Source organism: Nitrospinota bacterium, from assembly GCA_035528715.1.
Taxonomy (GTDB): domain Bacteria; phylum JADFOP01; class JADFOP01; order DATKYB01; family DATKYB01; genus DATKYB01.
The window spans coordinates 1-14,049 of the sequence record DATKYB010000044.1 but is presented as its reverse complement, the minus strand read 5'-3'; the positions used below and the strand labels follow the sequence as shown (position 1 = coordinate 14,049).

Here is a 14,049-nt window from a genome sequence, read left to right as displayed (position 1 = left end):
AATGACACTTAAAGAAATTGCTTTTCGAAACCTGATACGCCGCAAGGCCAAGGCCTTTTTTGTTCTTGCTGGACTTCTGATCGGTGTCTCAACAGTAGTCTTTATTATCAGCTTTATTGAGGCGATGACAAGCGACATTAATCATAAGCTCGAAAAATACGGGGCTAACATCCTGATTGTTCCCAAATCTGAAAACCTAACCCTTACTTACGGCGGTCTTTCTCTTGGGGGCGTTTCATTCGACATGCAGGAAATTCGTGAAAAAGAACTATCACGAGTGCAGTCGATCAAAAATGCCAGTAATATCGCTGCACTGGGCCCATTGGTTTTAGGAGTAATCCATATGGATAATCACAGGGTTCTGCTGGCAGGTGTTGATTTCAAAGCCACAAGAATCTTAAAGCCATGGTGGAACTTTAAGGGATCGCTACCAGATAAAAACGGAGTTCTTTTAGGAACTGAGGCAGCTCGTATTCTAAACTTGGGAATGGGAAGCCAGTTAGAAATAAAAGGCCAAAAGCTCATGGTTTCAGGTATTCTTCACCCTACCGGTTCTCAGGACGACCACCTGATCTTTGCTCATCTTTCAACAGCCCAAAAACTACTGGGAAAGGAAGGGCTAATTTCAATGGCTGAGGTTGCAGCACTTTGTCAGGCCTGTCCCATACCTGAAATGGTGAAACAGCTTTCCCATGCCCTTCCCGGTGCCAAGGTAATGGCTATTCAGCAAGTTGTAAAAGGCCGTATGGAAACTCTGTCACAGTTTAGAAGATTCTCCTACGGCATTTCCGCCGTGGTTCTTCTGGTCGGAAGCTTGGTTGTCTTGGTTACCATGATGGGAAGTATAAGGGAAAGAACTGAAGAAATTGGGATCTTTCGAGCCATCGGCTTTCGTAAGAGTCACATTATTCGAATTGTACTTTTTGAGGCCGCGATTATTTCTGGAATAGCCGGAATAGTCGGTTACTTTTTAGGTTTCGGGGTAACAAAGATTGCGCTTCGATTTTTTATTGAAAGCCATGCTGTATCTGTTCCCTTGAACTTCTATTTAGCAGTTTGGGCATTTGCTCTTTCGTTTCTCCTCGGACTTATTTCGAGTATGTATCCAGCCCTTCTGGCAGCACGACTCGATCCGAACGAGGCCCTGAGAGCTCTTTAGGAGGTATATCATGAGTTATATCTTAGCCGAAAATCTTATCAAACAATATGGAAGCGGACACTCTGAAGTAATGGCTGTCCGCGGAATTAGCTTTCAGATCAAAGCAGGTGAATTTGTCGGTGTTATGGGAGAATCAGGATCTGGCAAATCGACACTTCTTTCCATGATGGGAGCCATCAATAATCCCACTTTTGGCAAATACATGGTTGACGAAATTGACGTTTACAATCTTAAGCAGGAGCAACAAGCAGATTTTAGGAGAGAGTTTCTTGGATTTGTTTTTCAGAGCTTCCATCTTATGCCCTACCTGACAGTTGCAGAAAATGTTATGCTTCCACTCTCCACAGTAAAAATGAGCAGGAAGAAAAAACGGCGCATGGCTGAAGAGGCCCTTATCAGCGTGGGGCTTAGAAATAAGATGAATCGTTTGCCGAATCAGCTCTCAGGGGGAGAAAAGGAAAGAGTAGCAATTGCCCGTGCAATTGTAAATGAACCTCCTATACTTTTGGCTGATGAGCCAACCGGAAATCTTGATTCAAAAACCACAGGAGAAATTATGAAGTTGCTGCAAAAACTCAATTTAGCCGGAATGACAATCATTATGGTTACTCATAACCTCCAATGCGCTAGATATACCCAGAGGATATTACATTTGTCCGATGGTCTCTTAATAGAAAAGAACTGAATATTTTTTTAAAAAGAGGGTAATCATACCCAGAAAAGGATTTTGTATATGTCAAATAAAGAAAAAAGAAATACTTCTCAACCGAAACTGAGTTCAAGAAGGTCCCAACCCTCTTACTGGATGATTGCAGCTGTTATCGCAATCATCTTTTCAGTGGGGCTTACTGTTAAAGTAACCTTCTTCTCGGATCAGGCTCCGAGATATAGCAGAAATATCTATCAAACATCGTCAGCAGGTGATGGATCGCTCGGGAGTCAAGCCTGGTTAGTCGCATCGAATTTCAAATGTGCATGTGGTGGTTGCGGAGAACTTCCCCTGATTGAATGTAGCTGCGATATGCCTCGGGGAGCCCTGGAGGAAAAAGGATTTATAAATAAGAAGCTAAAAGATGGACTCTCAGTCGCAGAGGTAATCCAGATGGTAGAGAAAGAATATGGACATAAGATAATGTAAATTTTAAACCATTAAAAAAGACCCCATCTTAATGCCGTGTTTAAGATTTTTGCAGTGAACTTTTTCTTACCAAGTGGCGACCTAAAACTTGGAAGAGTAAAGGTCCCTTTTCTTTAGTGTTAGTTTTTGAAAAACCTCTTATCACGAACACGACAGGGTCTTTTTTAAAAATATAAAATTTTTAAATTACATTGTCAAGAATTAAAGATTTAATTTAGAAATTAACCCCCTTATTCTCCCTTACGTTTGAAATTACTGATCGGGATTGTTCAAAAAAAAGAAAATAATGTTATGGATGGTAAGGAATTTAACTCATTGTATTATAGTGAGTCATTTTTCTCTTAGGGATGTCTTCATCTGCAAATCTGTCTTTTTTATCTCAGTAATTTCTTTTTCTAGTTCTCTGAAAAGATTGGCTCTCACACGAGCCCTGGCAGCTTGATCAAAAAAGGAAGACAAGACCTCCATATCTTTTTCTGCAAATCTTCTCGGCTGCTTCGGATAGATATTCATCGTACCTATTCACTTATCCTTTATCATGATGTTTAGATTACTTTTATTTATCTAACCCCCTTTGTTGAAATCTTTGAGCAATATTTATTCCAAAAGAGCAATTGAAGAGAACAATTGATTAATCTTTTAGTTTCAAAGGGATAGAAAAATGATAACTGTTTTGTGAAGATAGTTAAGATTTATCATAGGTTAAAAATTGCCTATGAGAATTAAACATTAAGCTATATGGAATAAGGCTGGATAGAATTGAGATGTTTAAATCGAAACAAAGAAACAGAAATAATTTTTGAAAAGAATTGACTTATATAGGCAATTCGTATAGAATATTTGCATGACTCCAAAGCAGCTAAAATTATGGAGAAAAAAAAACAGCTATAGTCAAGTCAATCTTGCCAAAGTCTTAGGGGTAGATGTGATGACTGTTAGCAGATGGGAAAGAGGTATGATGAAAAATCTACCTCCATTCCTTAAATTAGCCCTTAAATATTTAGAGGGTAAGGAGATAAAAAAATGAAAAGGTTAATATTCGCACTGATTGCTTTCATTTCTTTATTGATAACTCCCTGCACAACCTTTGCCGATAGTGCTAAATACTGGAATGAGAAGGGTAATGAATTGTATTTAGGAGGCAATTACGAAGAAGCCATTGTGGCTTATACAAAGTCCATAAAAAGAGACCCTGAATTTGAATTTTCTTATAATAACCGAGGGCTTGCTTATCAAAAACTGAGTAAATATCAACTGGCTATTTATGACTATTCAAAGGCCATAGAGTTAAACCCAAAAAATACATTAGCTCATTATCACCGAGGACTTGTTTATGGGATAATAGGTAAATATCAACTGGCTATTAATGATTTTACCAAAACCCTAGAGTTAGAGCCGAATTTTACTTGGCCCTATCATAACCGGGCCCTTGCCTATGAAAAACTGGGTAAACAAGAGAAGGCGATTAATGACTTTAAAGCTGCTGCCAGATTGAACTATAGACCATCACAGAATTATTTAAAGTCAAAAGGGATTCAATGGTAAGAAAGTTTCACTGAAAATATCTCTTCATTTTCTATAAATAATTGGGGATAAGTATCCAAAATGAAAGAATAAAGGAGATCTGTTATGAGCCGAACAGATGAGTGGGTCGACCCATTGAAAAGACTTATTAAGGATCATAGTGAGGTTTCAGAACACTTAGAGAACCTTGAAGAGCTCCTGGGCATTCTATTGGAAGAGGAAGGCTGGACCAATATCAAACGAATTGAAGACTTTTTCGAACGCAGTGTCATTAGCCACTTTGAATTCGAAGAAAAGAAAATTTTCCCCCCTATCCTCTTAGAATCCCCCACGCTAGAATCAGTAAAATTGATTTTAGAATTGCAGAGGGAACACGGGATTATATTGAAAGAATTAGAAGAATTCAGAAAGATAGTTTCTGAAAATACTATCCCTCTTGACGAAGAGACAAATAAAAGGCTCAATGTTGCAGGACGGACCATAAGAGATAATCTTCTCAGACACTCCTTAAAGGAGGACAAAGAGCTTTTACCGATCTTGGAGAAAAATAGGCAGATTTTTGATAAGCTCTAAGCTATTGAGATAAAGGTAATTGGATAGCATCTGACTTCGATGGGCACAGTGAAAGGAATGATGGATTTCTTAAGGATTGAAAATTTATATCACCATTACTTTTTCATATAACCCCTTTTAATACTACCCTTTTTATCTTGCATTATGATATTGCCGTTCCTGTCAACATGCCCCCATTTCGTATCACCCTTCGGATCGTGTATTATCATATTGCCGCCACTACCAACATGACCCCATTGAATATGACCCTTCGGATCATAGACTATTATATTGCCACTTTTATCAGCTTCTTCATCTTCCCAGCAAAAAACAGTGGAAGTCGAAATGAAAGAGAAAAGAATGACCGCGAAAAAGATTTTTTTCATTTCATCACTTTCCTCTTGATATTAAATCAAATATACCATGTATCCCTGTTATAAATATTCATAAAAAACATTATTCTGTCAATAGAGGCTAAATTTGTAGTTTTAAAAAGTCATATTATGATTCGAAATACTAGTAAAAATTATGGGAAAAACAGGTAATTTTTCGAGTTTTAAAATTCTTGTTTTTTTACTATATTTTATATAGGAGAAAAAAAGCCGCCAAAACTTTTCCCTCCTTTCTTTAAAAGCCCCATACTTAAAACTATATGGGGCTTTTAAAGATAAACTAATTTATATAAAAGAATGGTCAGGGAGAGAAATCAAAATATGAAATATACTAAACTGCAAAAAGAACAAAAAAGAAGAATAGAAAAAATCATTGCCAGGATGGAATGCCCGAAAGATTTTATCTGTTACAAATCGGGGTTTGAAAATCTCTGCGAAGCCAGAGATGTTGGGCTTGAATCATTTCTTGAGTGTTTGGAAAAAAATCCATGGGAGTGCACATTCTCCATATCTTTTGGAACAGCATATTACTGCAGATGTCCCCTACGATTCTATATCATTAAGGAATTGAAGGTCTAAACCGAGGCAGAGCCATTTCTCACCCTGCCGAAATTATACTTTACTTCTTAAACCTAGTTCTTTTGAATACTATCTGAAATTCTGTTCCGCCATCCCTAATGATCTTTACCTCTCCATTAATCTGGTCCTCCCCAAGAAGATTAACAAGCTGAAGACCAAGGGTATCTGTTTTCTTCAAATCAAAATCTTCTGGAAGACCGATGCCGTTGTCCTTAACAATCAATTCTAATCTCTCTTCATCAACCTCAGAGAGGGATATACTGATTTCACCTTCTTTTTCTTCTTCTTTAAAAGCATGTTTCAAAGAGTTGGTAATCAACTCGTTTAAAATAATACCAACAGGAATAGCCGTATCAATATCGAGAAAAACATTTTTAACATTTATATTTAAAGAAATCTTTTGTTTATTCTTTTTATAAGAATCAAAGAGAGCTTTAGATAGGTCTTCTATATAGTCCTTAAAGTTGATCTCTGAGAGGTCTTCTGTTTGATAAAGCATAAAGTGAACAAGAGCCATGCTCTCAATACGCGTCTGACATTTATTAAAGACATCTGCAATCTCCTTGTTTTTGGAAGAGAGGGTTTGCAGCTTGAGAATGCTTGAGATAATCTGCATATTGCTCCTGACCCTGTGATGAATCTCTCTGAGAAGAAGCTCCTTTTCTTTCAGAGATTTTTGAATCTGATGTTCTGCCCTTACTCTTTTCTTTTCGCTTCTTTTAATCCGATTCATCACTAAAAGGATTCCGAACATTCCTGTTATCCAAAGGAGGACATGACCCCAAGTTAACTTAATGATACGCTTCCGTTCAATATTCCAAAGCGGTTCCATTGGAATAGAAACGCTGATTCCGCCCCGAACATCACCTTCTTTGTATCCCTGTTTGGCATGACACTGCAAACAGGCTTTATCCGTCAATAACGGCAGCATATAACGCATATGTGGTTTACCATTTATTTCCGCTACAGAACAAAATTCAATCTTTCCTCGTTCAAAAGCCTTTATAGCCTTTGCCTCCCAAGAATCAGGGACATTTGCGGGACGGATCGGGTTCAGGCTCGTTATATGCCCTAAAATTCCATATTTTTTACTTCCCAACTCATGAACCTGTCGTGTCATATAAGCCGGGTTCATTAATGTAAGCTTCTTGCCAGAGGGAGTGGTAATGTCTCTTTCAGGATGGCTTGAGAGATAAGGATTGGGCTCTGTCTCTTCTGTTACAGGAACATAAACCCCGCAATGAATCGAATTCCATAATCGATAAGTAATATCTTTCTTTAATGTCTCTTGGGCCTGGATTCTCGCTGCCTTTAAAGCATCTCCTTTTATTGATATCACATTCAAATAAAGCGATAAGGACATGATTAGAGACCAGACAACTACCAAAGCGAGAAAATAAAGTCCTAATCGGGGAAGAGGAATTGGAATCTCTTTAGAATCTCTCATAGTTCTGAGACCCGAATTCGTTGAAAAAAATAGCTGGATTATTGTCTGATGTAAATAGCCAATCTATTTTTTATTATACAATATAAAAAATGATTCATTCAACTTTATTTTAAAACTTTTAAGAGTAAAAGGAAGGACGCTCCCTCGATTTTCTTAACGGATTAACCGATCCTTTTTACCTTTCTTGCTCACCCAAGAAAGGTAACTAAAGAAGGTGCCCCCCTGCTTTTTTTAACGGCTTCTGCTCTCGCTCGCTCAGACGGTAAAAGAAACTCGCTACGCTCAAACACCTTTTACCGTTTTATCCTCGCTCCCCTCGGCATAAACCTAAAAAGCAGAAGGGGGAGTTTAAGAAACAGAAAGGAAAAATTCCTTTGCGAATCTTTGCAAGGAAAAATTCCTAAAAAACAAAAGGGGGAATTGGAATATTAATCTTCTATTATTTCTTCTAGCAAATCAGATTCAGATTTTTCCAAGACATTTTCTATAATAGAAATGTTTCTTGATCTAGCCAATCGATAAACTTGTCTTGGAAAATTTGATTCTGAGGTAAAAAAGTATCCTCTGGTGCATCCGATATCAGTCATTTTTCCCGCCAGTACAAAAATATCATTACTGCCTACTCCCGTTGTTTTACATTCACAGAAAAACCTTAAATTTAATGATTTTGATTCTGCTATATTGTCTATCTCATGCAAGTTGCCAGAATGACCTAGCACATGATAACCACATAATGTTTCAAAATTCTTTTTTCTGAGCAAATAATCTACTCCATGTTCAAACCAATAATTCTGCTGAATCAAATCAATAAGTTCTTTTTCAAAATATGTTATTGTTTCTTGTATTGTTTGTTTAACTGTTTTTATCTTTTCAGTACATGCACACGTAGTTCTCCTAAATTGATTTCTGGATACTATACGATTGCACTTTACACAAAAAAATAAATTAACTGGTGTCAGTATTTCTAAATTTATATTTTTATTTTCTTCAAATTTCGATAATGCATTCTGAATTTGGTTTGATAGTTTTTTTATTTTCGTTAAAAATTTCTTATTTCTTTCTTGTATTAATTTTATGGGTACTTTCCTTAATATCTCTTTTACTCTATCATTTTCTATTTCTTCTATTGCTTCTCCATTTTCTTTCTTCATAATTTCATCATACTCTGATGATTTAAAAAATTCATCTAATGCTTTCGAATGATAACTATATACCTTACTTTCGAACTCCCAATTTTCTCGCCATATATCATCAAAAATTTTTTCTTTTTTAATTGGTTTCTGAATCATGGCTTCTATTCTTTTTTCAATCTCTTTGCTTTTTACTAAAATTTCTAAAAATAATTTATTAAATTTCTTATTAAGCAACAAATTTGACCCAATGAAATTTTTAACCTTTGGATTTTTTTCCATTAATTTTCTATCTTTTTTCTTGGTAATTTTAAGTGGTGGAAGTACCAGGTTGCTCGGGTTATATAACTTCATCTTTTCCATTTTTACCTCCTCTTTGGGTTTACCTTTTGAAATTTTGCTGTTTCAAGGTTTGATGCTTGTTCTGTTTGGAGAGGAAGCTAGAGAAAAATAGGGTAAAGAGGATTAATAGTTTTTTAAATATAAGTAATTTTCTCATCGTACTTTTGTGTAGTTTTAGTTATCTTGAGTTTGTATATTTTCAAAATCTTCCCATATTTCCTGTTGTAGTAGATTATGGTAATGTCCTAAAATTAAACAAATAAACACAATTACTCCAAATGTGACCAAAAACCAAATAGGATATTTGAAGGCAAGAATAAATCCCGCGATTAATATCGCTACAGCATTATTTCCACACATCTGCTTTAAAACAACAAATCTCTCATGTTGTTGTATTTCTTTATTACTTCTTTGCAAAACCCTTCTTAATCCATTAAGATGCTCATTCTCATTATTACGATTATGAATTCTAATTAGTCTGAAAAGTCTTCCAAAATATTGAGTTGCAAATCCTACAATATAAAGAAACCCAAAAATCGGTATGTATAGTAAGAATGGTAGTGACTCGAAAAAACTTTTTATCATATCCAAGCCCCACCCAAGCAAATATATAGATAAAACAACAATTGAGCCAGGTGTTATAAATGAAAGCAAATCTCTCATGAGGAACTTCTCATATAAACTTTTCACAGTATCACTAATATCAGACATCTTTATCTCTCCTCTTTTTTAAGATATGTTTTTTCATAAGATTAGAAATAAAAGTAGTTCATAACAGTAAAAACACAAACAAAAACTCATCTGGATTATCAACAGGAGTGGAATTACAGAGTGAACATGAATCAGTTATTTTCTCTCACATAAAGGACTTTTTTTAGAATTATACTTTCTAAAAGAAAAAAATATTCTCCAGATTCCAATACTACTTTTACTTTCAAATCAAAAGATTTCCAAGCTAACAAATTAAGTTCGAATTTATCTTTTGAATCTTTTACTATCTCGAACTCATCAAATGTTAATGGATCCAAGTAAAAAATAACTTTGTTAATATTAATCGTAGATATTTTAGGAACAATTTTTATTTGAACTTTATAATCTGGAACTAATAAGTGAAAAAATGATAATATATTTTGAAAAAAATCTTTCTTAGCTTCTTTAATATTAAACATTAATTGAATTCCCCTCAACTCATTACAGCTGGCTCTCGTATATAGTCTTGATTCTGCAGTCCAATTATAGAAAAAGGGCTTTTTTTGTATGATGAGATGAGTGGGTTTTTTTGTTTCAATCTCTATTGCGTGCGCTTTTGGTAAATAAATTTTGCTCATAAGAGCATTTGATCCAGCTGCCGAAGTGCATATAAGTAGAGAAATTATTAGGTAGTAAAGAATTTTACCCCAATGAGGATATTTTTTTATATGCCTACTCAAAAACAATCGCAATCCAAATAAAAGACTTAAAACTACAGAAGCCCCACCAATATTTATTGACACAAAATAAAACAATGCACCTGCCATTGCCGTTACAACAATTCCAAGAACGCCTGTAGTGAGCATAGAGGGTGGATAAAAGAAATCATCGATATTGTCTAAATCTAGATTTTGGCTAGTCTGCATATTTTGTCTCCTAGTAAAAATATTAAAAAAACATTGATAATAGTTTTAATTAGAATTAAGAATTCTCTGCAGATAACTTTCGAATAGAATTACAGTGTGAATGTGAAAATGAAACAATCTGACAAAAATATTACGGTCTAGCATCTTTACCCCCTTCCCAAGGGTAATAGTGAATCAAAGATGCAGAATAAATAATCTAAAACCTTATAGCTATCTTAATACCAAATTCTGTCGATTCGTTCTCTGGTTCCCATCCACGCCCAATAATATATCCAGAAGTTGTTGTGACTGGTGACTCATCTGATTTCTCAATATCCCAATATCTTATAAAAGGTTCTATCACTAAACTTCTTTTCGTAAACTTTCTTACGATTTTAATGGAACCTCTCAAACCATAACCGCTATCTTGATCGTTTTCGACATCATTAAGACCGGCAACAGCATCACTAAGGTGACTTTTCTGTAATCCGTACCAAAAAATGTCATATTCAAGCATCAATCCAAAAGACCATTTCTCATAAATGGTGTTTATCCATAAACCTAAAGGACTATAGTAATAATTTGACTCTCTTTCATAACCTCTTGCACCTGTTGTAGAAGTCATGCCGCCTGAATCATCATTTAAATATCTGTATCCAAATCCTATGTAAGGGGAAAGGATAGAGGTTCTGGAGGATGTTTCTGCTACAGTAAAGTCATAACCTAACACTCCTCTAATCTCAAATATATAATCGTCTATATTATCTATGCTCCCTGTTTCTACTGATTCATAATCTACCTCTCCAAAACTAAGTCTGGCTTCTCCGTTAAACATAATTCCATCGTGAAAAGTATAGGAACCAGATAGCCCATACATCATACCCTTATCTTCCATTATCCCAGGTTCTTCGTATTTAATATGCGATACTTCAGTTCCAAATTCCCATATATGTTTTGGCAAAGGTTCTGCAACACTATTTGATACCCATAAAAAAAGAAAAGGTATTGTTAACAATAACAATTTTTTCATAATCTCACCTTTTTATGTTTAATTGAATTAATAGAACATAGACAAATGAGGATTTCTTGAGGTAATAATCTGGAAGAAATGTAATGGTCTGGCATCTTTACCCTCAAATAGAGGTTTTAATGTGGCTGTCAAGATGCAGAACCAGGAAGATAGGTTATTCAGATTAGACCTGAAGTATATAACTGTCAAGGAAAAATAGCAGGAATTACAACTAGAACTCATCTGGATTATCAAGGGAAAGGGATTTAACAAACAAGCGAGGATTTTTGTCTTTTTGAATAGAGATATAAAAAAGGGATTATACCGAATGAAAATGGAATGGCTTTTCTGGTCTATTAAACGCCAGGACCGAGACCACTATCTTCTATCTTCCTAAATAATGAGCCATAAAATTAACACCAAAACAGGCTATAATCGAGACAATTATAAATTTTAAAAAATCTATCCAGTTTTTACAATTATATAGATACATAAGCCATCCTGGAGAAAGGAAAACAATAGGTATAAGATAGACTAAACTAACAAGATAGTTGTCAAAAGGGTTCAAAGCGCCGTACATTATCCAATAAGAAAAATTTAACAATACAAAAAAATATACAACACCTAATGGGAATACCACCAAGAATGGGACTCTATCAAACAAACCAACTTCATCATCTTCTTCTTCTTTACTATTCCTATCTGTTTCTTGATATACTATTTTTTTATCTCCTCTTTGGGTTTGCCTTGTAGTAATCGTGGAAAAATAATCTAATAACCTTGATAGACCAAAAATTATATACTTTGGTTTGTTTCCGTGGGTTTAAAGTTTTATTCTACCCAAGCCAGCCTACTTCTGCTCTGATTAGACCAACAATGACGATTAAAAAGACCAATACTATTAAGATAATTACAAACCTTTTCATAGCATTCCCCTTTTATAATTTATTACTGTAAGAAGATTAGAAAGAAAATACAGATTAGTGAGGGCGAAGGTTTCTTGAGGAAATAGTCTGGCAAGAAGAGTATGGCCTTGCATCTTTACCCCCTCCCAAAGGGTAACAGTTAATCAAAAGATGCAGAACCGAGAAGATAGGTTTTTCAGATTAGACCTGAAGTATATAACTGTCAAGGAAAAATAGCAGGAAAACAAACTAAAAACTCATCTGGATTATCAAAGGTTGGGGGGAGAACTGTTATATATAAAACCGGAACACCTCCCCTCTGCTTACGAAAAAACAAAAAGGGGTTTTTTAATTAACTGGCTAATAGTGATTTTAAAGGAAGGATTATGAAGGATTATAAAGAGAGAGTTGAATTTAGTTTGAACCTAACGATCTCATCGCTATCATGTAAATTTCAACTTTAGATTGTTGCTCATGATTACCTGCAAATTCTACAGCAGTGTAGAACTCATCATTATCTTTCTTTGCAGAGCGTACAACCCTTCCAGAAATATAGATTAATGGAAGATGGTCTCTTGATAAAAGGGCTATATCAATTTTTGAATCGGCCTTATAGGGCTTGTTAGAGATAAATTTCGTTCCTAAACGAGAAATATCACAGATTTTCCCTCTTGCTTCTATTTGATCTGGCACTTCTTCAGAATATACATCAAGAGAAGCATTATTCAATACTATTCTCGGTGCTCTGCGTCTTTCTATTTGTCCCATCGTTTAAATAAAATTAAATTTAATAAATTGGTTACAGAATAAACTAATTTTTATGTGTCTCTAATTGTTTATCCCACAATTTCATAACTTCTATATATTCATTTATTATCCGCTGTTGATAGGTATCTTCCTTAAATTCTACAGCAATGTGGTAATCTTCATTACTTTTATCTTCGCACCGTACCACTCTACCAATAACCTTTATTAAAGAATTATAATTTGGTAATAAAAGACCAACATGAACTTCCGTATATTTACTATAAGGTTTGTTAGAAGTAAATTTTACCCCTAAAGTAGAAATATCAAAGATTTTTCCTTTATATTCTTTTAGATATCGTGTATCTATAGAATAGATATCCATAAAAGCATCTTTCAATGTTGTTCTTGGCGCTCTACGCCTCTCTTTCTGTACCATTGTTTTCATTTCCAGATAATTTGATAATTAAATGTTTCTTCTTATTATATTTATTATTATCGATAAACTCTTATTAAAACTTTAGTATAAAAGATTACCGTTAGACTAACAAAATCATTAACATATACTTAAGAAAAAAGAAAAAGGGTGGGACTATTAAGGATTCTATTTGTTGGGATAATGAATGGTATATTTCCGTTTGATCTTTTTACCATCTTCATAATAGTCTATAAATTTTAAGTTTCCGTTTTGCTCATACATCTTATAAGAGCCATCTAACTTTCCATCACTATAACTCATCTCTACTTTCAAGCTTCCATTTAAGTAATAAAGCTTGTTAATACCTTCAGGTTTATTATTCCTGTAATTTTTCTCTAAACCTATTGTTCCATTTTCATTATAGATGACTTCCTTAACTATTCCTTTGATTTTATCGTGGTTAATCATCTTAATTAATTTTCCATTCTTATAATACTTCTTGATTATCGCTTTTTGTCTTAAACCAAAAACAGATGCTTTAGTCTTGTAATAATATTTCTTGATTAAACCACTTAATCGTTGTTTTATATTATCTTTTTCAACTGCTATGCTAAAGTAAAATTCATCGGTAGACATATATTCACTCACCTTAAACTATTTTCAGATGATTACTCTATAAAGAATCTTGTTAAGGGAATCGATCCCCTCTTCCTTGTAAAAACCAATCGAAATGTGAGGATTCAGTAAATCATTGATTTTATTAGTTATGAGTGGTGCCGAGAGACGGAATCGAACCGCCGACACGAGGATTTTCAGTCCTAATCAGCACTTTTTAAACATTTCTCTAAGTCTCTATAATACCTTGTTTTTCATTGATTGTAAAGCCATTAAGAAAATAAGGGTATGTTGATGGGTATTGATGAATGTTGATAGGTTTTGACTGAGTTAGGGTAAAAATAGGGTAAATTTTTAGAGGGATAACATGAGAAAAAGAAGCTATCTAATAATATCTCTAATTCTGTTTTTGATTGGAGTTGTTTTCTTGTTTTGGCTTTTAAAAATTATTTAAAAAAGGGGGTGAATTTGAATCAATCGTTAATCTTTAAATATAGAGG

17 protein-coding genes are annotated in these 14,049 nt (G+C 34.4%); 7 read left to right on the top strand and 10 right to left on the bottom strand.

Features of this window, described 5'->3' with window-relative positions:
* Position 1: 1 nt before the first annotated feature.
* From VMW81_03205 to VMW81_03195, 3 genes are read left to right on the top strand one after another with little or no spacing between them, the layout of a single operon-like run.
* Positions 2–1,159, top strand: a complete 1,158-nt coding sequence (locus VMW81_03205) for an FtsX-like permease family protein (GenBank protein ID HUU49952.1) — start codon at positions 2–4, stop codon at positions 1,157–1,159.
* A 10-nt stretch (positions 1,160–1,169) separates the two neighbouring features.
* Positions 1,170–1,844: an ABC transporter ATP-binding protein gene (locus tag VMW81_03200; GenBank protein ID HUU49951.1), complete on the top strand. Its 675-nt coding sequence runs from the start codon at positions 1,170–1,172 to the stop codon at positions 1,842–1,844.
* Between the two features lie 48 nt (positions 1,845–1,892).
* A complete protein-coding gene (locus VMW81_03195; protein HUU49950.1) occupies positions 1,893–2,297 on the top strand; it encodes a hypothetical protein in 405 nt (134 codons plus the stop codon).
* 330 nt (positions 2,298–2,627) lie between these two features.
* Here the strand turns inward: VMW81_03195 and VMW81_03190 are convergent, their stop codons facing one another.
* A complete protein-coding gene (locus VMW81_03190; protein ID HUU49949.1) occupies positions 2,628–2,810 on the bottom strand; it encodes a hypothetical protein in 183 nt (60 codons plus the stop codon).
* A 331-nt stretch (positions 2,811–3,141) separates the two neighbouring features.
* On the opposite strand from VMW81_03190, the gene VMW81_03185 reads away from it, so the two are divergent.
* From VMW81_03185 to VMW81_03175, 3 genes are all read left to right on the top strand, one after another.
* Positions 3,142–3,324, top strand: a complete 183-nt coding sequence (locus VMW81_03185) for a helix-turn-helix domain-containing protein (protein HUU49948.1) — start codon at positions 3,142–3,144, stop codon at positions 3,322–3,324.
* The gene (locus tag VMW81_03180) at positions 3,321–3,842 is read left to right on the top strand and encodes a tetratricopeptide repeat protein (protein ID HUU49947.1); all 522 of its coding nucleotides are present in this window, start codon (positions 3,321–3,323) and stop codon (positions 3,840–3,842) included. The genes VMW81_03185 and VMW81_03180 overlap by 4 nt, the downstream gene beginning before the upstream one ends.
* An 84-nt stretch (positions 3,843–3,926) precedes the next feature.
* Positions 3,927–4,394 carry a hemerythrin domain-containing protein gene (locus VMW81_03175; protein HUU49946.1) on the top strand — a complete coding sequence of 156 codons (468 nt, stop codon included), beginning with the start codon at positions 3,927–3,929 and terminating at the stop codon, positions 4,392–4,394.
* Positions 4,395–4,489: 95 nt separating this feature from the next.
* Here the strand turns inward: VMW81_03175 and VMW81_03170 are convergent, their stop codons facing one another.
* Positions 4,490–4,759, bottom strand: a complete 270-nt coding sequence (locus VMW81_03170) for a hypothetical protein (protein HUU49945.1) — start codon at positions 4,757–4,759, stop codon at positions 4,490–4,492.
* A 327-nt stretch (positions 4,760–5,086) separates the two neighbouring features.
* Here VMW81_03170 and VMW81_03165 point away from each other — a divergent pair, with 327 nt between their 5' ends.
* The gene (locus tag VMW81_03165) at positions 5,087–5,344 is read left to right on the top strand and encodes a hypothetical protein (GenBank protein HUU49944.1); all 258 of its coding nucleotides are present in this window, start codon (positions 5,087–5,089) and stop codon (positions 5,342–5,344) included.
* 40 nt (positions 5,345–5,384) lie between these two features.
* On the opposite strand, the gene VMW81_03160 is transcribed toward VMW81_03165, so the two are convergent.
* From VMW81_03160 to VMW81_03125, 8 genes are all read right to left on the bottom strand, one after another.
* On the bottom strand, positions 5,385–6,791 hold the full coding sequence (locus VMW81_03160; protein HUU49943.1) for a histidine kinase dimerization/phosphoacceptor domain -containing protein: 1,407 nt from the start codon (positions 6,789–6,791) through the stop codon (positions 5,385–5,387).
* A 428-nt stretch (positions 6,792–7,219) separates the two neighbouring features.
* Positions 7,220–8,284, bottom strand: coding sequence for a restriction endonuclease (locus tag VMW81_03155; protein ID HUU49942.1), 1,065 nt, complete (start codon positions 8,282–8,284; stop codon positions 7,220–7,222).
* Positions 8,285–8,437: 153 nt separating this feature from the next.
* Positions 8,438–8,974 (bottom strand): hypothetical protein, encoded by a 537-nt coding sequence (locus VMW81_03150; protein ID HUU49941.1) that lies wholly within the window; start codon positions 8,972–8,974, stop codon positions 8,438–8,440.
* 131 nt (positions 8,975–9,105) lie between these two features.
* Entirely contained in the window at positions 9,106–9,879 is a 774-nt protein-coding gene (locus VMW81_03145) for a hypothetical protein (protein HUU49940.1), read from the bottom strand.
* 196 nt (positions 9,880–10,075) lie between these two features.
* Positions 10,076–10,888 carry a hypothetical protein gene (locus VMW81_03140; GenBank protein HUU49939.1) on the bottom strand — a complete coding sequence of 271 codons (813 nt, stop codon included), beginning with the start codon at positions 10,886–10,888 and terminating at the stop codon, positions 10,076–10,078.
* A gap of 1,298 nt (positions 10,889–12,186) precedes the next feature.
* Complete coding sequence (locus VMW81_03135; protein ID HUU49938.1) at positions 12,187–12,540, bottom strand: PilZ domain-containing protein; 354 nt, start codon at positions 12,538–12,540, stop codon at positions 12,187–12,189.
* A 43-nt stretch (positions 12,541–12,583) separates the two neighbouring features.
* Complete coding sequence (locus VMW81_03130) at positions 12,584–12,964, bottom strand: PilZ domain-containing protein (protein HUU49937.1); 381 nt, start codon at positions 12,962–12,964, stop codon at positions 12,584–12,586.
* A 156-nt stretch (positions 12,965–13,120) separates the two neighbouring features.
* Entirely contained in the window at positions 13,121–13,570 is a 450-nt protein-coding gene (locus tag VMW81_03125) for a hypothetical protein (protein HUU49936.1), read from the bottom strand.
* Between the last annotated feature and the right edge of the window lie 479 nt (positions 13,571–14,049).